Here is a 20,108-nt window from a genome sequence, read left to right on the forward strand (position 1 = left end):
CCCGTGAAGCAGTCGCAGGTGATCGCCGGGCGCAGCGACGGCGAAATCGTCCTCAGCGGTCGCAACGAGGCGGCGCACGAGATCGCCGGAGCTTTGCGATACGAGGCGCGGGTCCGAGCCGTCGCAACCGGGGGACAGGTGCGTCACGACGATGGGCGGCTGTCGGTACGAGGAGCGAGCGAACTGGTCGTGCTGGTGGCGATAGCGACGAGCTACCGGCGCTTCGACGATGTCAGTGGCGATCCGACCGCGATCACTTGCTGGCAGATCGACGCCGCTACCCAGCGGGGTTATCACCGCATCGCGCAGGATACGATGGCGGCGCACCGTGAGCTGTATCGCCGTGTCTCCATCGACCTAGGTTGCGGACCCGGCGCGGACCAGCCGACTGACCACCGCATCCGCAACGGGGAAGCAGGTGCCGATCCGTCGCTGGCCGCACTCTACTTCAATTATGCGCGGTATATGCTTACCGCCTGCTCACGCCCCGGCAGCCAACCCGCCAATCTCCAGGGCGTCTGGAACGACACCACGAACCCGCCATGGGGCGGCAAATACACGATCAACATCAACACGGAGATGAATTACTGGCCGGCAGAGCCGACCAATCTCGCCGAATGCGTCGAGCCGCTCATCGCTATGGTACGCGACCTCGCTGTCACGGGCACGCGTACGGCACGTGTCATGTACGGCGCACGCGGCTGGGTCTGCCATCACAACACCGATCTGTGGCGGGCGACCGCGCCGATCGACGGACCTGCTTTCGGCATGTGGCCGACCGGCGGCGCATGGCTGTGCACGCATCTGTGGGACCATTACGATTACAGTCGCGACGCGGCCTATCTCGCGTCGGTCTATCCGCTGATCCGCGATGCCGCATTATTCTTCGTCGACACGTTGCAGCAGGATCCGGGGACAGGCTTCCTGGTCACGAACCCTTCCATGTCACCCGAGAACAACCACGGACATGGCTCTTCGATATGCGCGGGTCCGACGATGGACATGGCGATCCTGCGCGACCTGTTTGACCAGGCGGTCAAGGCAGCTGCGATCCTCGGCACGGACGCCGAGCTCGCGCGCCAGTTCCTCGTGACACGGGAGCGGCTGGCGCCTTACAAGATTGGCGAGCAGGGTCAGCTGCAGGAATGGCAAGCCGACTGGGACGCAGGCGCGAATGACCTCCATCACCGGCATGTCAGCCATCTTTACGGCGTCTACCCAAGCCAGCAAATCGGAAGTATCACAACACCGGCGCTGGCCGACGCAGCGCGTCGATCACTCGATATTCGCGGCGACGAGGCGACCGGTTGGGCGACCGCTTGGCGGATCGCGCTCTGGGCACGACTGGGAGACGGCAATCGCGCCCATCACATCCTCAGATTTCTACTTGGCCCTAAGCGCACCTATCCGAACATGTTCGACGCCCATCCGCCGTTTCAAATCGACGGCAACTTCGGGGGCGCAGCGGCCATCGTCGAGATGTTGGTGAGCAGTGCCCACGACGAGATCACATTGCTGCCTGCACTGCCGGATGCCTGGCCCTCGGGTACAGTCACGGGCTTGCGCGCCCGCGGCGGGTATACAGTTTCGCTGTCCTGGTCTGGTGGAAAGCTGGTCGCGGCGACAATCACGCCGACGCACACCGGCACGGCCAAGATCCGGTTGGAGGGCGCGGTTCGCACGTTCCAGGTGAAGGCGCGCCAATCGATCCGAGTGACCGGGGCGTCCCTCAAGGCACGTTAGGCCGCGGCAGCAGGGTTCCTACGCACCGATGATAGGTGGACGTGAATCGACCACGCGGCCTAACGCCTGCAGCATGCTGTGGCTCCGACTTGCCCGTTCGCGAGAGTCGCCGGATCGGAAAACATCGGCGCCGGCCAATCCCGAAAGAACGGGATCATTTCTGGACGGGCCGAGATTCAAGGACGTTGGGCAGTTATCGCCTTCAATCATCCCAAGTGCGCCAAAAGCAAGATCAATTCAGAGGATCACGCCCAAGCTTGCTAGACCCAAACCCAGACATCCGCGGGCTGTTTATAGCTTCTCGACTTCGGCCGTTAGTTCATCTTGCTGGCAAAGGCGCGAGCGCCGTACGCAGCCATCCTAGGACATGTGAGTGATTGATTGCTGAAAATCTCCGCCGATATCGCAATTTCACCGGCGAATGCCCCCTGCAGGCTCAGCCGACGATACAGCGGTCAGGATTCGGAAGTTCCGTCTCGCAACAGTCCTTCTCGCAAAACATCCCAGCGTTGGATGAATATCCGGCGCTGGTTGTCGACCGAAGGATAGCCATGTAGCGGCAGCGATGCCGCGTCGTTGACGAGAAGATCGAAGAGGATCTCCCGAAGCTCTTCGGTGGGCATCGGCGGTAACGCACCGTTCGCCTTCGCTATATCGACCAGCATATCGACGGGCGCGACATAGTGTGCCCGCACGTCGGCCAATGCCTGACGCACTGCGTCTTCCTGCACGGCGGTCAGCGCCAGCCGTTGCAGCGCAAGCATCCGGTCGGCGCTGATCCGCTCCCGATAGGCCCACATGAGTGCCTTGATGGCAGCAACGGGGTCGGTGACGGGCTCCGGCGTCGGAATGTCGGTATGCAATTGCGCGGACTGGCGCTTGATCACCGCGGCCAGCAACTCACCCTTGCCGGGGAAGCGTCGGTAGAGCGACATCTTCGTGACACCGGCTGCGACCGCGACTTTGTCCATCCGGGCCGCGTCGAAACCCTGCGCGCTGAAAATGGCGAACGCGGCGTCGATGACGCGTTCGTCGATCACCCGACGTTCGGCCTCGCTCGGGCGGCCCTGTTTGCGCCTTGATCCGGCCTGTGGCTGTGCCTGTGTCGGTGTCGATCCATCGTCCATTCTCATCGCTGTACACGGCGTGGACTGGACAATCGACCGATTGGCGGAACTAAAGATACTCTTAGTATCTTTATAGTTTAACTCAGCCGGAGATCGTCATGCCTGCCAAGATCCGCCTTGCCCTGTCGTGCGCCGCGTTGTCGTCGCTGTCGACGAACGGCGCTGCCGTGCAATCCCAGGCCGATCCGCGCTCAGCAAGCGACACGAACGCTTCGCCGGACGAGCGCGCCGCCAAGACGGTCGCACAGATGACGCAGGACGAAAAGTTCGCATGGATTTCCGGCCCAATGGCGATCCCGATCGGAGACGCGAAGAAGCCGGAGGGCGCACTTGGATCTGCGGCCTATTATCCGGCCATTCCCCGCCTGGGCATCCCCGCGCAACAGCAGAGCGATGCCAGCCTCGGCGTCGGCAATCTTGGCGGGGTACGTCCCGGCGACAATGCGACGGCGCTGCCTTCGTCGCTGCTGCTCGGCGCCGCCTTCGATCCCGAAGGCGCACGCGAGACGGGCGCGCTGGTCGGCCGGGAGGCGCGCGCCAAGGGCTTCACCGTCCAGCTCGCGGGCGGTGCGAACCTGATCCGCGAGCCGCGCGGCGGGCGCAATTTTGAATATGTTTCTGAAGATCCGCTGCTGACCGGTGTCATCGCTGGAAGTTCGGTGGCCGGCATCCAGTCGCAGGGCGTTGTCTCCACCGTCAAGCATTTCGCGGTGAATGCACAGGAGACGGGTCGCGTGCTGGTCAGTTCCGACCTGTCGCCTGCTGCCCTGCACGAATCCGACCTGCTCGCGTTCAAGATCGCTATCAAGATCGGCCAGCCGGGATCAGTGATGCCGGGATACAACCTCGTCAACGGCGACTGGGCGTCAGAGAACGCCTATCTTATCAACACCGTCCTGAAGGGCGAGTGGAAGTATCCGGGATGGGTGATGTCCGATTGGGGCGCAGTCCATTCTACGGTCAAGGCGGCGCTCGCCGGTCTCGATGTGCAGTCGGGGGCAAACCTCGACCCCGAGCCTTATTTCGGCGCGCCGCTGCGGGCCGCGGTTGCTGCAGGCAAGGTGCCGCAGGCCCGGATCGACGACATGGTGCGGCGGCAGCTGCGCAGTCTCTACGCGGCCGGCGTCATCGACCGTCCGCCGCAGACCGGTGCGCCGATCGACTATATAGCCCATCGGCTCGTCGTCCAGCGTGCAGCCGAGCGAGGACTCGTGCTGCTGAAGAACGAAGGCGACACACTGCCGCTCGCTAAGGGGGCAAAGCGCATCTTAGTGATCGGCCGTCATGCCGATGTCGGCGTACTGGCGGGCGGAGGCTCATCAACGGTGACTCCGATCGGCAGCCTGTCGACCAAGGGCATGTCGTTCATGGGGACGGAGATGCAGAAGGTCTATCACCCCTCCTCGCCGCTGACCGCGATTCGAGCGGAGGCCAATGCCGCGCAGGTCGAATTCCTTGACGGCGCCGATCGTGCCGCCGCCATCGCCGCGGCGCGCAAGGCGGACACCGTCGTCATCCTCGCAGAGGAATGGCGTTCGGAAGGGCTCGACATGCAGGGGCTCGGCCTGCCCGACAATCAGGACGCTCTGATCGACGGCGTGGCGAGCGCCAATGCCAAGACGATCGTCGTCGTTGAGTCCGGCGGCCCGGTGGCGATGCCGTGGCTGGCCAAGGTCCCGGCCGTCATCGCCGCCTTCTATCCGGGGTCTGGCGGGGGCGAGGCGATTGCGGGTGTATTGTTCGGGCGGGTCAATCCGTCCGGGCATTTGCCGGTCACCTTCCCCGCAAGCGTCGCGCAGCTCCCGCATTCTGAACAACGCGATCCCGAGACGACGACGTCGAACCCAGGCATGGAGCCAAAAGGCGGTGTGTTTCACGTCAACTACGACGTCGAAGGCTCGGACGTTGGCTATCGGTGGTATGCGAGGCAGGGTCTGACGCCGCTGTTTCCCTTCGGCCACGGCCTCTCCTACACCAGCTTCCGGCACAGCGACCTGTCCGTGCAAGCCAACAAGGGCAGCATTACCGCCGTCTTCACAGTGACCAATACCGGGGCGCGTGCAGGCGCTGACGTACCGCAGCTTTATGTCGCGCTACCCGGCAAGGGTGGCTTCGTGACACGGCTGGCCGGCTTTGATCGCGTCGACCTTGCCCCGGCGGCCAGTGAGCGGATCGAGGTGCGGATCGATCCTCGGCTGCTGGCACGGTACGATGCGGATGCCCGCATGTGGCGGATTGCCGCGGGCACTTATGAGGTCCGCCTGGCAAGCGATGCGGCCGATCCCGGCATCACGGCGACAATCGAGCTTCCAGCGGCGACCTTCGCACCCTGAGCGCGTCCTTTATTCGCCCCGAAGCGGATGCAGGCCAGAACGCCATCAACCTGATCATCGCAATCCGCGATCGATAATGACCCACCAAAGGATACCCATAATGAAGACCATCCTATCCCTTACGGCCCTGACGCTTGCCATGGGCGGCCTGTCCGCGTGCTCGACCCTGAAGGGGGCTGGCGTCGGCGCGGCGGGTGGCGCCGGCATAGCTGCAGCGACCGGCGGCAGCGTGGAGAAGGGCGCAGCCGTGGGCGGTGCTGGCGGTGCCGTCGTCGGCACGGTCGTGGACGACTGAGTCCATGCCGGCGGTCCGGCATGCCTGACCGCCGTCGCCGATCCAAATCCTCCCGTTCGGAGACGCAGGCATGCGCTCGATCACCGCAGCAGCCATGGGCATGATTGTTTTCGCGACTGCCTCGACAAACGCACAGCAGACGTCGTCTACGACGACGCCGCCCCAGGCTCGCTATGTTTCAATGGGTAGCTCATATGCGGCAGGCCCTGGAGTACCGGACGCAGCTGATACGGATGTCCGGTGCGCCCGCTCGACCAATAATTACGCACACCAGTTCGCACGCAAACGCGGTCTGACGCTAGTCGACGTCTCGTGCAGCGGTGCGACAACCAACGACATACTGGCGGCGTCTGAAAACGCAGCGGCGCAGATCGATGCCGTGACTGCGGATACCAAGCTCGTGACCGTGACGATAGGCGGCAACGATGTCGGTTTCGTGACGCTGTTGGGGTCGGCATCGTGCCGCCAGTTGCAAGGCGGTAAAAAGGTGCTCGGAGGTAAATGTCCCGCACCGCCCGAGATCAACGAAGACACGTGGCGGAATCTAAGCATATCGATGAAGCGCATTGCGGACGAGGTACGTGCCCGTGCACCCGAGGCAAAGCTGGTATTCGTGGATTACCCGCTTGTTCTACCGCAGACCGGCCGATGCTCCGCGACCCCTATGACCTCCGAAGAGGCCGGCTCAGTGCGAGCGGTGGCCGAGCGGTTGGTGGCGGTAACCGCTGCAGCTGCCCGTTTTAATAACGCTATCTTGGTTCAAGCGTCCACGCTGTCCATTGGCCACGATGCATGTAGCTTGAGTCCTTGGATCAACGGTTTCCCGCTGCCCGGTCAGCGCCCGTTCGTGCCTTACCATCCGAACGTTGCCGGTATGTCGGCCGTAGCAGAGGCCTTGGACAAAGCGGTGCGATAAGGCAGCTTAGAGATACTGAAGCTAGAGGCAGTTGCATCAAGGCGGTGATTAGGCCGACCTGATTAATTGTCGGCAGTGACCCAAACTCAGTCAACCGGAGCCCTCGTACGCATTACCGACTTCTGCCGTTCGTTCACGTGATCCTCGGGGTTCTGGTGACCAGTTGCATCAGGGTTAGATCAAGGTCAGTCAAGACGATGCCATTGCATCTTCCCACGCGAGGACCCTATGGCGCGGCTAAATCACCATATAAGATATCTTTATATGATGGTTGACAGCGACCTTGCGGTGGTGTTGAACCTGCCTGTCGAGGTTCCCCATTCCAGGCATGGCGATGGGGCTAAGACGGGAAGCCGGTGACGCTCCTCGTGAGCGGAGTCCGGCGCTGCCCCCGCAACTGTAAGCGGTGAGCGGCGGCTCCCTCGTGTGTCACTGGATCTCGCAACGGGTCCGGGAAGGCCGGAGCTGACGTGTCGACCCGTGAGCCAGGAGACCTGCCTCCGACGCGATACGTTCCTGGCTGAATTACCCCTACTTACATATCTAGGCGCTCTCCGGGGCCGATGGAGACTCGCAAGCAGACGTTCAGCCTTACGCTTTCCGTCCCCCTATCTTCAGAAGATTGTTCTCTTTCCGCCTCTCGAATCGCGCTTGCCACATTTAACGCGTTCTCACCCGGATCGGTGAAACTGACAGTAGCGTGGCGCCTAAAGACGACCGGCGTAGGTAATTTTAGTCTGACAGCGTCTTCCGCTGATCCAATTCTACACTACCAATATTGGAAGTGGTGTCGCCATGACTCACCTAGACAACCGAAGCTGCAGATGATGTTCGCGGCTTTCCCCGTCCTAAGAGTTCGACCGCGGATAAATAGTTGTGAGAGGTAGCCTGGAAGCTGCGGCGCATTCAGGAGCATAGCAGAGCACGCCGGACCGGCGCTTTTAACCACTTACTTGCTTTATATTGCTCTCTAATGCTTCTTGGGCGTGTTCGCATCCCCATAGTGTCACCAACCGCTCAAGCCGTTTCAAAGACGTGGCTTTTAAATACGATATGAAGCGCGCACACCATTTTCAGCGCGAAAATGTCCGCATATGGCGGGGCCGCCAGCAATCTGACCCTAGCGCCTCCGTTGTTCCAAAAGCAATCGGACCTGTTCAGGCGCCGCCACGCTTCTTTAGTTATACAAGCCAAGTCATTGAAAATATATAGTCTTTTTGTAAAATAGAAACGCCTGCTCGGATGGCTTTTGTGCCTTTAACCTCGTATTGGCAAAATGTGTTTGGTCATGGATATGGTGGAAACCATCGATTTACCTTATCAAATCCGATTGGAAGCGCCGACGAAACTTGTTTATGACGGGATCTGTGCGGAATTCCTGAGATCGGCCAGATAAGGTTATGTGGGATTTTGTCTGAGTTTACGCCAGCTCAGCTTGGCTTGCGAATTGCCAGCCTAGTTCAAGACCACGGCAAAGCCTTGGTGCAATTTTTCGACCGTCATGCGTCGAATAAGTCGGACGTCCCTGATCTAGTTCAGGATGTCTATCTCAAGCTGACCAAGGCTGATGTTCCAATAAATTTTGATCATCCCGGCCGTTACTTGCTCAGCGTTGCCCGCTCCGTACTTATAGATCATCATCGAAGGCATAAAGCACGCTACACGCATAGTCACGGCGAATTGACGGACGATGTGCCAGATACGGGTTTATCGATTGAGCGCGTCTTAGATGGCAAGGCCATGGCCGAGCGGATGCAAGCAGCATTGCTCGATCTGCCGGAACGGACACGCGACGTCTTCGCGTTGCGGACTTTACGGGGGTTAAAGATGGCCGATGTCGCTACGGCAATGCAGATATCGCTGAGCACCGCGGAAAAGCATCACTCCCGCGCGCTCGCCTACCTGGCCGAGCAACTGGTGGATTTCCGATAGTGACGCTCGGCGATCTGGAGCAGGCGGCGCATTGGCATGCACGCCTGTCGGAAGCACCCGGCGGGCCTTCCGGCGATGACGTGAGGGCGGCTTTCTCCGCCTGGTTGCAGATGCGTGGCGAGCATCGGGCGGCATACGACGCCGTAGAGCGGACGGATGCGATGGTACGGTCGTCGGCAAAGGCGCCGGAACTTCGCGCCCTCAGCGAGGCAGCGTTGTCACGTCTGCCTGCCGTACGACCGCGTCGTCGTCGTGCGGGTGCTGTCGCGATGGTGTGCGCCGTTTGCGTCGCGCCGGTGGCCGCGATGACGCTTAAGGGCTGGCTGCCTCCGTCGGAACGACCGTCCCCCCAAGTCCACCAGCGCACCTTTCGGACGGGGGTGGGCGAAAGTCGCAGGATCTCGCTGGCATGGGGTGGTCAGGCCGAACTGGACACCTCGTCTCGGCTGGATATCGACGGCGCGACGCTGAACGTGACCGGGCAGGCCTATGTCAGCGCCGGGCAGCGCCCCGTGAAGCTCGCGTTCGGCGACGGTGTGGTCTTGACCACCGCAGGGGACGTCAACGTGCGTATTCGGGGTCACGAAGTCGCGATACTGGCAGAACGTGCGCCTGCCGCTGTCCGTGGCCCCAAGGAGCAGCAGATGAATATCGAGCCCGGCAACGTTCTGGTTCTAAGGCGGGGCGCTTCGCGCATGTCATCTACGCCAGATCCCGGTGCGCTTACCAGCTGGCGTGACGGGTGGCTGACGTTTGACGACGTGTTGCTCGAGGAAGCTGCAGCTGAAATCAATCGGTATCAGAAGGATCCGGTTCGGCTGACCACGCCGGGGCGAGGACTTCGCATCAGCGGCTCATTCCGGACCGATGATGGGGCTGGCTTTCTGAAGGCGGTGGCACACACAATTTCTGAGAACGAGCGCCGCGACGAGGGCGCCCGGCAACCATCAAAATAATTTACTCAGGGTATTACGGGTTTTCGCGATCGGTGCGTCTACGTCTATATACTCGCCACGGCGTCAGACCGGAGCGGGGTATGGTAACGGAGGGGAAGGCGCGCCTGATGGGCAGGATACTCGGCATGTTGAGCGTGCTCGCGGCGGCAACGCCTGAGCCGTCGCATGCTCGAATAGCTGCCCAGGCACCGCGCGACATCAGGATCGGTCGCATCGATCTGGGTCGCGCTCTTCGCCTGTTCTCTCGCCAGACGAACCAGCAGGTCGCGTTCTCCTCCCGCCTCACACGGGGCAAGATGTCGATGCCGGTCATCGGCCGACTGGATCCGACGGTCGCGCTCGCCCGGCTTCTGAATGGCACGGGTCTTACCGCGCGAGCGGTCGACAAAGGTTACGTGATCGTGCCGGTGCCCCCAACTGCCGCGCCGCGTTCTCTCGTGACGATTCCGGCACCAGCCTCGCCGGCCGATCCGGAGATCGTCGTCATCGGGACGCGGCTGGACGGCGGCGAGGCCACCGACGTTATGAGACGATCGCGCCAGTCGGTGAGCGTGCTGACCGATGCCCAGATCCGCAACCTGCCGGATACTTCTCTGGCCGACATCGTCCGCCGCATTCCAGGCATTCAGATATCCCCCAGAGCAGCGGGTGGCATCGTCACCATTCGCGGGCTCAGCCAGATCGAAGACCGGCTGAACGGTCGCAATCTGACGAGTACGCTCTTTCGCGGCTTCGACATTGCGGCGCTACCCGCCGATATCGTCTCGGGCATCGACGTGTACAAGACGCCGTCGGCCAGCCAGATCGAGGGCGGGATCGGCGGCGTGATCGACTTCCATACGCGGCGTCCATTCGATGCCGAGGCGCCTCAGGCATCGCTCAGCGCCAGGATTGCCCGTGGCGACTTGGACGATCGGGCACGCCCCTATGTGTCCGGGCATCTGGGCGGGCATACGATGACAGCGATTGGCGAAATTGGCCTGCTGGTAGGCGCCAGCCGGCAGGCGCAGGACGTAGGCGGCGACATATTCCGCACCGATACGAACCTGATGCAGTCGACTACCGGCGGTGACGTGATCGATGCTCCGGCCAATGCAATCAAGCGCTACCTACGGGGCACGAAGACCCTGACGACGGGCTATGGCTCGGCGCAGTGGCGACCGGGCGCCACGATCGAGATCACGGGAGATCTGCTCTACAATCGAAGTGCGCTCGACTTCACCAACACGTCGCTGTCCGCGGATCTGGCGGCGGGCGTGGCCTCGGGCCCCTACGACCGCGTGCCGGGTAAGGCGATCGTTCGCGCCGGCCGCTGGAATGCGGTGCCGCTGGTGTCGAGCGCCAGCCGCGGCCGGGGAAATCTGGAAGTCTACCAGTATGGTCTGGGTGGGCGTTACCGCAACGGCTCGCTGACCGTCCTTCTGGAAGGATCGCATACGCAGACCCGGTTCCGGTACGGCACCGCAACGCTGTCGCTCGGCGCACGGGCGCCGATGGTCGACTACGCAATTTCGAGCGGAGTGCCGCGCTTCACCGTAGGCGGTGCCGATTCCGCGCAGCGCGCCTTGTGGACAGAGAACGCCTATGGCGACATCGCTTTGGCGGACGACAATCGCGAGACGGCGGCGCGGCTCGACGGCTCCTATGCGATGGGCGGCCTGATCGACTCGGTCAAGCTTGGCGTACGGGTCGCCCGCCGGACCGTGGGGCGCGAGATCGCCACGCAGTCCGCACCGGCGCCGTCGATGGCGACCGTGTTGCAGGACGACGCGGTGGCTTCGCCGTTCGGTGGCAAGCTGTTCGACAAGGCGTATCCCCAGTCGCGCTGGATTGCTCCGACCGCATCCGCTCTGCAAGGCGAGAGGCTGGCACGAATCCGCACCGCCTTTGCGCTTGCTCCCGATGGGCCCGCGTTCCGACCGGATGCCCGCGCGCATGCGGTAGAGACGATCGCGAGCGGCTATGCCGAAGCGATCTTCGACGAGGCGGTCGGCGGCATTCCAGTGGCCGGCAACGCGGGTCTCCGCTACGCCGAGACCAGTCTGAGCATCGGTGTTCCGGGCAGCGAGGCGTTTACCCCTTCGACAGTCACGCGGAAATACGGTCACCTCCTGCCCAGCATCAACCTGCGTGCGGAACTGGGCAGACGCCTGTACCTGCGTGTAGCCGGATCGAGGCAGATCACGCGACCGGCGTTCACGCTGCTTGCGCCGACCGTCACCATCGACTTCGTCAACGCAGTCGGCGAGGCGGGCAACCCGCGTCTGGACGCGCTGCGTGCCACGCAGCTCGATGCCGCGCTCGAATGGTATTTCGAGGATGGCGGCAGCCTGTATGGTGCGGTGTTCTACAAGGACGTGGCCGGGTTCATCAGAACGCAGGCCGCCACCGAATTGATCGACGGCCGCGCCTTCCTCATCAGTCGGCCGGTCAACGCCGACGATGGCTGGGTCGGCGGTGTGGAGGTTGGCTATGCGCAGCGCCTAACCTTCCTGCCGGGGGCGTTCGGTGGCCTGGGCGTCGAGGCGAGCTATACCGGGATCAATAGCTTCACCGTCGACAATGGGGCCGGCTACCAGGTCCCCCTCGAGCAGATGTCGCGACACAATTACACGCTGACCGCACGGTACGAGCGCGACGGAATCACCGCCGGCGTTTCGTGGATATGGCGTAGCCGCATCCTTCAGGTGTCGCGCGGCGATGAGCTGGGACGTCCACTGTACCGGGATCCTTACGGCCAGTTGGATGCCAACCTCCGCTATCCGCTGTCATCGCAGATCAGTGTCACCGCCAGTGTGCTGAACGCGCTGAAGCGGCGCACGACCGAATACTATGCCACCCGAGCCGCCCTGAACCAGGTATTTGTCGAGAGTCGTCGGGTGCTTCTCGGCCTGACCGTCCAGTTCGGATCCTCACCATGAACAGCGGTCACGACCCAGACGGCTGATCGCCGGGGCGTCCACGTCGACCACATCCTGAAATCAACAACGCAATCCAGCGCTTCGGCGTCTGGAAAGGGGGGAATGTTGCCATGAAGATCCCGTCACATCACCATGCGCTGCGGAGCGCACTTCTCCTGTCTACCGCCATCCTGGGCGTAGCAGTCGGTACGAGCGCCGTCGCGCAGGATGCACCGGCCACGGCGCCGCCAGTTGCCGGCCAAGCCGCCGATCCGCAAGGCGCAGTCGATCAGGACGTCGCCGACATCGTCGTCACCGGGCAGCGGCTCGGCTTTAGCACGACGAGCCAGATCAAGCGCGATGCACCGCAGTCGGTCAGCGTCCTGACGACAACGGACCTGCGCAATATTCCCGATACCGTCCTCATCGACATCGTGCGCCGGGTGCCCGGCCTCCAAGTGTCGCAGGGCGGCGGCGGCGGCATCGTCTCCATCCGCGGCCTCAGCCAGACCGAGAACCGTCTGAACGGCCGCAACTTTCCCAGCGCGCTCGGCCGCAACTTCGATATCGCGACGCTTCCCGGTGATCTCGTCTCAGGCGTGGCCGTGTATAAGACGCCAACGGCGGACCAGATCGAGGGGGGGATCGGAGGCGTAATCGACTTCCGTACGCGCCGCCCGTTCGACTTTGACGGCTATGCAGGGTCTCTTACCGCAAAGGGCGTCTACACGAATCTGGACGACAAGATCGATCCGGTAATCTCGGGCTATATCGGCAATCGCTGGGAGACGGGCATCGGCGATGTCGGCGTCATGGTCGGCGGCAGTTTCCAGCGCCAGCGCAACGCGCTGCACCTGCTCACCGCAGACGGAAACCGGACACCGACCACCGGCGCGGCGGCGGGCATCAATGCGCCGACCAACGTGTGGAAACGCTATTTCGAAAATACCAAGGAGCTGACGACAGTCTACGGATCGCTGCAATGGCGCCCGTCCCCCTCGCTGGAAATGGTGGTGGACGTGCTCTACAACGATAGCGTCAACCAGGGCGGGCTGCAGAATCTTGGCGCGTTCCTCAATCAGGGCACGGCCGTCCTGCCGTTCAGCGTCTATGACAGCTCGAACATCTTCCGCTCGGGCCGCTACACCAACGTTCCGGTCGAATCGTCCACCAGCACATTCGGCGGCTCTCTCGATGCGCTGCAGGTCGGCTACAACGCAACGTGGAAGGATGATCGAGCAACGGTCGTAGCCGACGTCGCCTACACCCGTTCCACGAACCGCAATTCAGGCGGTTTCCTCGCGATGCAAACGACGGCGCCGCAGGTGGCCTATGACGCCGGTTCCAGTTTTCCGGGGGCAGTGCTGACCGGCGTAGATCCGACGGTTCTGGCGAACTACCGCTACACCGGCTTCAACGAATATCGGAACGACGAGAACGGCGACGATCTGGCAGCACGACTGGACGGCACCTACGCCTTCGACGGGGCGATCCGTACGTTGCAGTTCGGCGTCCGCTATGATCGCCGCTCGGTGGATCGGCAGACGGGCTTCCGTCCCGCGAACCTTCCCACCACGCTGCCTTCGGTGACGTCCAACCCGTTCGTCGAACTGACGCCGGACGATCTGTATAAGAACGACGGCCTCGAGCAGCGCCGCTGGGCGACCTTCAGCTACCGAGCGCTGCGCGGAGGGGGCCTCGCGCAGTCGCGCGCGTTTTTCGGTGTGGCTGGCGCTGTGCCCTTGAATCCGGCGCAAGCATATTCGGGGAAGGAGGAAAGCTATACTTCCTACGGCATGGCGACCTTCGCCTTCCCGATCGTCGGGCTGCCGGTGGACGGCAATGTCGGCGTGCGGATCGTAAAGACGGACCTGTCGATCGATGCGACGCTGACCCAGCCCAACGGTACGCTGGTGCCCGACAGCCGGACCACGTCATATGTCGACGTGCTGCCCAGCGTAAACCTGCGCTTCACCCTAGCGCCTGAGCTGTTTCTACGTCTGGCCTATTCAAAGCAGTTGACGCGTCCGTCCTTCGGACAACTTGCTCCCGTTGCAACGCTGAGCCTGGGCGGCACCACGGCGAACAATACGGGGGCGTCGGGCAATCCAGATCTGATGCCGCTGCGCGCCGATCAGTTTGACGCCTCGCTCGAACATTATTTCGGCCGAGACAACAGCGTGTACGTTGCTGGCTTCTACAAGGACGTGCGCGGCTTCATCCGGAACGAGACTGTTACCCAGATCATCGGGGGGCAGAGTTTCCTGATCACCCGTCCTCAGAACCTGGACAAGGGCTATGTCGCTGGTGCGGAGGTCGGGTACCGCCAGACCTTCTCGTTCCTGCCGGGCGCGCTTTCCGGTCTCGGCGTGCAGGGCAGTTACACCTATGTCAATGGCACGCGCGCGCCGAACAATGCCGGCATCGTCGTGCCCTATGAGCAGATCACGAAGCACAATTACCAGATCTCCGGCTTCTTCAACAAATACGGCATCAGCGCGAACGTGAATTGGGTGTGGCGCAGCCGGCTGCTCGAAGCCGCAAGCGGCAACGCGGCGGGTCAGCCAGACTATCGCATTCCGTTCGGTCAGCTGGATGCGAACCTGATCTACGCACTGACGCCCAAGGTGAACCTGATCGTCAGCGGCGTGAATCTTACCCAATCCCTGATCCGTCGATCGTTCCAAGACACGCGGTACTTCGCGCAAAATGCGCTGGAGAACCGCCGCATTCTGGCCGGCGTCCAGATCAAGCTGGGTGGCGGCATCTGAACGCCCAACCGCGCGGCCGGGCGGATCCCGATTGCAAGCGAGGACATATGCAAGACCGTTCTTCCGAAATATTCGCCTCCATTCCCCGTCGCGCGGTACTAGCGGGGACGGCTGCCTCTGCCGCAGCGCTTGGCGCAGCGACGGCCGGCGCAGTGCAGCCGAAGCGGGCCAACCCCGCCGGACTGCGGCTTCTCGTATCCACCGATGGCGTCAACACGCCGCCCAAGGGCGCGGCGCTGATGAAGTTCAGCTTCTCCAACCCCGAACCTTCGGTGGATTTCGGCGGGCTTCAATTCGGGTTTGAGGTGATCAGCTTCGAAAATGCATACGGTGTCGATCCCGCACAGGTGTCCGTGCGGCGGAAAGGCGACACGCTGGAACTCCACGCGACGGGTTTCACGTGGGCGGGCGGCACCCGCACACGCGCCGGATCGCTGACCGCGACGCTGACCAGGACAACAACCGGCGCGATCGAGTGGACCGTCGCGGCGCGCCTCGATCAGCCGATCAAGGCGATCAAGACGATCGTACGCGGCCTTCCCCGTGGGCGGCTGTCTGTCGGCGCGAACGACTGGGATGACGTGGGGGAAGACGAACGCGTGTTCGAATATCCCGCACTGATGGGCGGCATGGCGACGCCGCTGCTGGCGATCGAGGGCAAGGACCAGCGTGTCTGGGGCATCTCTGCGCTCCAGACCGAGGTGCGCCCGGCCCGCTTCGCCTTCTTCCCCGGCCCGGATGGCTACAAGGTCGAACTGCTCTACGAACAGGCCGGCTGGGATCGGCGCGGAGAGGTGACCACCTGCCAGTGGCGGATCGCCAGCGCACCCGACTTTGCAGGCGTCGCACGGCCGCATTTCGATGCGGTGCGCGCCGCCTACCGATTGCCGGATTTCGCTTCGCGTACTGATGCGCCCGGATGGATGAAAGAGGTCGCGCTCGTCCTGTCGCTGCATGGTGAACACTGGACCGGCTATGTGCACAATGATTTCGCACGCCAGCTCGAAATCCTACGCTGGACGGCCAGGCAGATCGATCCTCGGAACGTGCTGATATTCCTGCCGGGCTGGGACGCACGCTACTATTGGGACTATCCCGAGTTCCGGATCGGCGCCGATGCCGGTGGAGAAATGGGCTTCAACCGGCTGCTGACCGAAGGCCGCAAACTCGGCTTCCGCTTCGCGCTGATGTTCGGCAGCAACATCGCCAACCCGGCGTGGCCGGGCTTCGATCGGATCGCCGATGCTCAAGTGCGCACCATATATGGCGCACCCTTCGCCTCGGACTATGTGGATTGGGACGGCGACCGCAAGGGCGACACCACCATGGTGTTCATGAACCTGGCGGTGAAGAGCTGGCGCGATCACCTGCGCGGTCGGATCGCCGACATGCTGTCACGCTATCCGATCGACGCCTATTTCCTCGACATCTGCGGCCTGTGGGAGAACAACACTGCCGGCGACATGATGCTGGGCACGCGGATGCTCGTTGAGGAACTCGCCGCTTCGCATCCCGCCGTCCCGCCGATCGCAGAAATGGTTTACGACGCGCAGATGGGGTTCATCCCGATGAATCACGTCACGCGGTATCCGCTGTATCCGCAGGCGAGCTTCGGAACCGTTGCCTCCTTCGACCATCTCAGCCATCCCGCTCCGGGGCGGGGCTCCAGCGGCGTGCACGAGATCGGCTTTCGCTCGTATCGGCCGGTCCGTCCCGATCAGCCTCAGATCCCAACGATCACCTTCGTCGACGATACCTTCACCGCATTTCGCGATCTCGCGATGAGAGACATCGCTACTGCCCGGCAACGCTTCGCCGCCCGCGGACAGCGAACCTGATGACGTGTGCGCTGTCCCGGCGGGACGACGACAGCACCCATCCGATCAAATTTACGAGAGGGTTTGCAAGCATGATGACGACGTTGACGAAATCTGATCTGCGCGACAGCCCGCATGAAGCAGCCGTGGACCTGATCGATCGCGCACGAGCGCATCTCGCGGTGTTTGGTATGCCCATCTTCACATCGGCAGGCGTATTGGAGAATCCCGCCAGCGCCAGACGCGCCGTGCAGAACGCGATGACGCTGCTTCGGCAATCTGCCGCGCTCCTCGACGAATAAGAACCACGGCACACAGCGCGACGCTTCCGTTCTCTGTTCGTCGCGATCCCAGACTGATTTGAAAAGGATGATGACCATGCAGGTCGAGGGCTCCCCCCGCCATAACTGCAACCTGCACCCGAACCGGCGGAGCCTTCTCACGGGTGTGGCGGCGGCTGCCATGCTTCCGCTCGCGGCTCGTGCTGGCGCAGCCCAGCGGCCCGAACTCGATCTGGCAGTCGTTGCCACCCCTTGCGCCAGCAGTATTTCCGGTGGGTTGGCGATCGACAGCATCCTGCGCGCTGAAGTCCCAGCCGCGTCAAACGACATGGCGAGCGGCATGTGGGCCGTCTGGTACCATCCGGTGGCGCAATGGCTGGAGCTCAGCTGGCCGTCTGCCATCACGACGGATCGTATTGAATTATATTGGGGAGACGATGGCGAGGTCATCGGCCTGCCGAGTGCGGCACGATTGCTGTACTGGAATGGAGGCGGCTTCGTCGCTGTCGCGGCGCAGGAGTCGCTCGGGGTGGCGGGCGATCGCTTCAACAGCCTGAGCTTCGCCCCCATTCGCACCGAGCGACTTCGGCTAGAGATCGAGCCCGGCGGCAAACGGTCAATCGGTGTCAGACGCTGGCGGGTGCGGCCTGCAGGAACGCAGCCCGTGCTGCCTGCGGTCGTAGATGCGGGGATCGATCGCAGCGTGGTTCTTAGTGGGAGCACCTATCTCTCCGCACAAGTTGGCCGGTTCGAAGCCGGCAAGGGCGACGTGCTGCGCTGGAACAAGGAGAGCGGCCCGGGCGAGGCGACGTTCGAGGATGCCACCGCAGCCAAAACACGCGCGCGTTTCTCGGAGATTGGCGAATACGTGCTGCGGGTGACAACCATGTCCGCCGGCAAGCCTGTTTCCTCGCGCGTCCGCGTACGCGTCGTGGCTCCTCCACCGGAACGCCGCCTGAATGTCGTCTATACGACGCCATACGCGGTCGATAATCCGCTCTGGAATGGACGGGTTAAGGCCCTGATCGTCAACTGGATCCCGCATTGCATTGCCTATTGTGAGCGGACCGACCTCCCGACAGGGCAAGGTGGTATCGACAACTTCGTGGAAGCCGCCAAGGCACTGCGCGGCGAGGAGCATGGCGCGCATAAGGGCTATGTCTTCTCCAACGCATGGGTCCATCAGACGGTTGAATCGATGTGCCTGGCGCTCATGATCGACGCCGGCGGCGATCCCAAGATACTCTCCGCACAGGATCATATGCGATCCACCCTCGAACGCTGGATTCCCATCATCCTGGCCGCGCAGGAACCCGACGGCTATCTTCAGACCGCCTTCACGCTTGCCGATCGCAAGACGTGGCCGGAGCGCTGGATACCGGCTCAGCGAACCGGGCACGAGGGCTACGTCGCAGGCTATTTCATCGAGTCAGCGATCAACCACCATACCCTGACCGGTGGCCGAGACCTCCGTCTCTACGACGCTGCGAAGAAGCTGGCCGACTGCTGGGTGGCGCATATCGGCCCGGGCAAGAAGCGCTGGTTCGATGGTCATCAGGAGATGGAGCAGGCCTTGGTGCGCTTCGGTCGCTTCGTCAACGACATGGAGGGGAACGGTCGTGGTGACGCCTATGTCGCCCTCGCCCGCTTCCTCATCGACTCGCGCGAGGGCGGCACCCGGTACGACCAGAGCCATGTTCCCGCCACTCAGCATACGAAGCGGTCGGTCACGCCGTGCGCGCGATGTACTTCTATTCGGGCATGGCGGATGTGGCCGCCGAAACGAGCGACGTGGACTATCAAAGTGCGGTTGCTTCACTTTGGGACAACATGGTCAATCGGCGGTATTATGTAACGGGCGGCGTCGGCAGCGGCGATACGGCCGAAGGCTTCGGCGAAGACTATGGCCTACGTCATGACGCTTATTGCGAGAGCTGCTCGAGCTGCGGCCTCATCTTCTTCCAGTACAAGATGAATCTTGCCTATCATGAGGCACGCTACGTCGATCTCTATGAAGAGACCATGTACAACGCGCTCTTGGGTGGCGTGGCCTTAGACGGTCGGAGTTTCTGCTATACCAATCCGTTGGCAGGCACGGAAAGAGCCCGTTGGCACAGCTGTCCATGCTGCGTGGGCAATATCCCGCGTACGCTTCTGATGCTGCCAACCTGGGCGTATGCGAAGGGTGATCATAGCCTTTTCGTAAATTTGTTCGTCGGTAGCCGCATCGACGTCGGCGATGTCGGTGGCACACCCGTCGAAATGGTGCAGATCACCGACTACCCCTGGTCAGGTGATGTCTCGATGTTGGTCAATCCGAAGGAACCTACGACCTTCGCGCTGCATGTTCGCGTCCCGGATCGGACGACGAGCGCGCTCTACACCGCGACTCCGGTCGTAAACGGACTGGCTCGGCTTACCGTGAATGGCACGCCGATGCCCTTCACGGTCGAGAACGGCTATGCGGTGATCAGACGCGAATGGACGGCGGGTGATCGCGTTGCATTCGAACTGCCGTTGAAGGTCCAGCGCGTGCTGGCACGTGACGAGGTAAGCGCGACGCGCGGACAGGTCGCGCTACGCTATGGTCCGATCGTCTATTCTGCTGAACGCGCGGACCAGCCGGACGTGACCGGCTCGCTTGGGCGAGGCGCGCTGAAGGTCTCGTGGCGTCGCGATCTCTTAGGGGGCGTCATGACGGTGGATGGGCATTGGGCAGATGGATCGTCCTTCCGTGCCGTGCCCTACTACGCAAGGATGAACCGCATCGACGGGCCCGTCCGAGACTTTCCAATTGCGGACGGGGCAATCGATCCGGCAGGCGCGACTGTTCTTCAGAATGCAAAGGCATCCGAGACATCGCTTGTTTGGCTGAAGGTTTAACTTATCCAAGTTCGAACTGGATCAGACCAACCGTCCTGAAGTGATTGCACGGTACGTGATATGCTGCCGGATTCTTGGACACTGAGTTAAGGTGTTTTGGCACGGTCGGGTGTGAATGCAACAACGGAAGTTCAGCCGCGAGTTCAAGCTGGAG

12 protein-coding genes, 1 pseudogene and 1 riboswitch are annotated in these 20,108 nt (G+C 62.4%); of the genes and pseudogenes, 12 read left to right on the forward strand and 1 reads right to left on the reverse strand.

The window, feature by feature from the left end; genetic code table 11:
- Positions 1-1,743 (forward strand): glycoside hydrolase family 95-like protein (locus OXR08_RS11760; RefSeq protein ID WP_267350035.1); only part of this gene is annotated, 1,743 nt, incomplete at its 5' end.
- 455 nt (positions 1,744-2,198) lie between these two features.
- On the opposite strand, the gene OXR08_RS11765 is transcribed toward OXR08_RS11760, so the two are convergent.
- Entirely contained in the window at positions 2,199-2,870 is a 672-nt protein-coding gene (locus OXR08_RS11765) for a TetR/AcrR family transcriptional regulator (protein WP_267350037.1), read from the reverse strand.
- Positions 2,871-2,968: 98 nt separating this feature from the next.
- Here OXR08_RS11765 and OXR08_RS11770 point away from each other — a divergent pair, with 98 nt between their 5' ends.
- The 11 genes and pseudogenes from OXR08_RS11770 to OXR08_RS18710 all read left to right on the forward strand — a co-directional run bounded on the left by OXR08_RS11770 (position 2,969) and on the right by OXR08_RS18710 (position 19,954).
- On the forward strand, positions 2,969-5,203 hold the full coding sequence (locus OXR08_RS11770) for a glycoside hydrolase family 3 protein (RefSeq protein ID WP_267350039.1): 2,235 nt from the start codon (positions 2,969-2,971) through the stop codon (positions 5,201-5,203).
- Between the two features lie 100 nt (positions 5,204-5,303).
- Entirely contained in the window at positions 5,304-5,498 is a 195-nt protein-coding gene (locus OXR08_RS11775) for a hypothetical protein (RefSeq protein WP_267350041.1), read from the forward strand.
- 70 nt (positions 5,499-5,568) lie between these two features.
- The gene (locus OXR08_RS11780) at positions 5,569-6,414 is read left to right on the forward strand and encodes an SGNH/GDSL hydrolase family protein (protein ID WP_267350043.1); all 846 of its coding nucleotides are present in this window, start codon (positions 5,569-5,571) and stop codon (positions 6,412-6,414) included.
- Positions 6,415-6,707: 293 nt separating this feature from the next.
- Positions 6,708-6,931, forward strand: a riboswitch (cobalamin riboswitch).
- Between the two features lie 893 nt (positions 6,932-7,824).
- Positions 7,825-8,346, forward strand: coding sequence for a sigma-70 family RNA polymerase sigma factor (locus OXR08_RS11785; protein WP_267350045.1), 522 nt, complete (start codon positions 7,825-7,827; stop codon positions 8,344-8,346).
- The gene (locus OXR08_RS11790) at positions 8,346-9,302 is read left to right on the forward strand and encodes a DUF4880 domain-containing protein (RefSeq protein ID WP_267350047.1); all 957 of its coding nucleotides are present in this window, start codon (positions 8,346-8,348) and stop codon (positions 9,300-9,302) included. The genes OXR08_RS11785 and OXR08_RS11790 overlap by 1 nt, the downstream gene beginning before the upstream one ends.
- 107 nt (positions 9,303-9,409) lie before the next feature.
- Positions 9,410-12,223: a TonB-dependent receptor gene (locus tag OXR08_RS11795; protein ID WP_267350049.1), complete on the forward strand. Its 2,814-nt coding sequence runs from the start codon at positions 9,410-9,412 to the stop codon at positions 12,221-12,223.
- A 110-nt stretch (positions 12,224-12,333) separates the two neighbouring features.
- Entirely contained in the window at positions 12,334-14,973 is a 2,640-nt protein-coding gene (locus OXR08_RS11800; protein WP_267350051.1) for a TonB-dependent receptor, read from the forward strand.
- 152 nt (positions 14,974-15,125) lie between these two features.
- The gene (locus tag OXR08_RS11805) at positions 15,126-16,811 is read left to right on the forward strand and encodes a hypothetical protein (protein WP_267350053.1); all 1,686 of its coding nucleotides are present in this window, start codon (positions 15,126-15,128) and stop codon (positions 16,809-16,811) included.
- A 71-nt stretch (positions 16,812-16,882) separates the two neighbouring features.
- Positions 16,883-17,092 (forward strand): hypothetical protein, encoded by a 210-nt coding sequence (locus tag OXR08_RS11810; RefSeq protein WP_267350054.1) that lies wholly within the window; start codon positions 16,883-16,885, stop codon positions 17,090-17,092.
- A gap of 1,240 nt (positions 17,093-18,332) precedes the next feature.
- A pseudogene (locus tag OXR08_RS18705) lies at positions 18,333-19,165 on the forward strand (beta-L-arabinofuranosidase domain-containing protein); the annotation flags it as partial.
- Between the two features lie 63 nt (positions 19,166-19,228).
- Positions 19,229-19,954 (forward strand): hypothetical protein, encoded by a 726-nt coding sequence (locus OXR08_RS18710; protein WP_346731904.1) that lies wholly within the window; start codon positions 19,229-19,231, stop codon positions 19,952-19,954.
- Positions 19,955-20,108: the final 154 nt, after the last annotated feature.

Origin of the sequence: Sphingomonas sp. GM_Shp_2 (assembly GCF_026540875.1) — a bacterium.
Taxonomy (GTDB): domain Bacteria; phylum Pseudomonadota; class Alphaproteobacteria; order Sphingomonadales; family Sphingomonadaceae; genus Sphingomonas; species Sphingomonas carotinifaciens.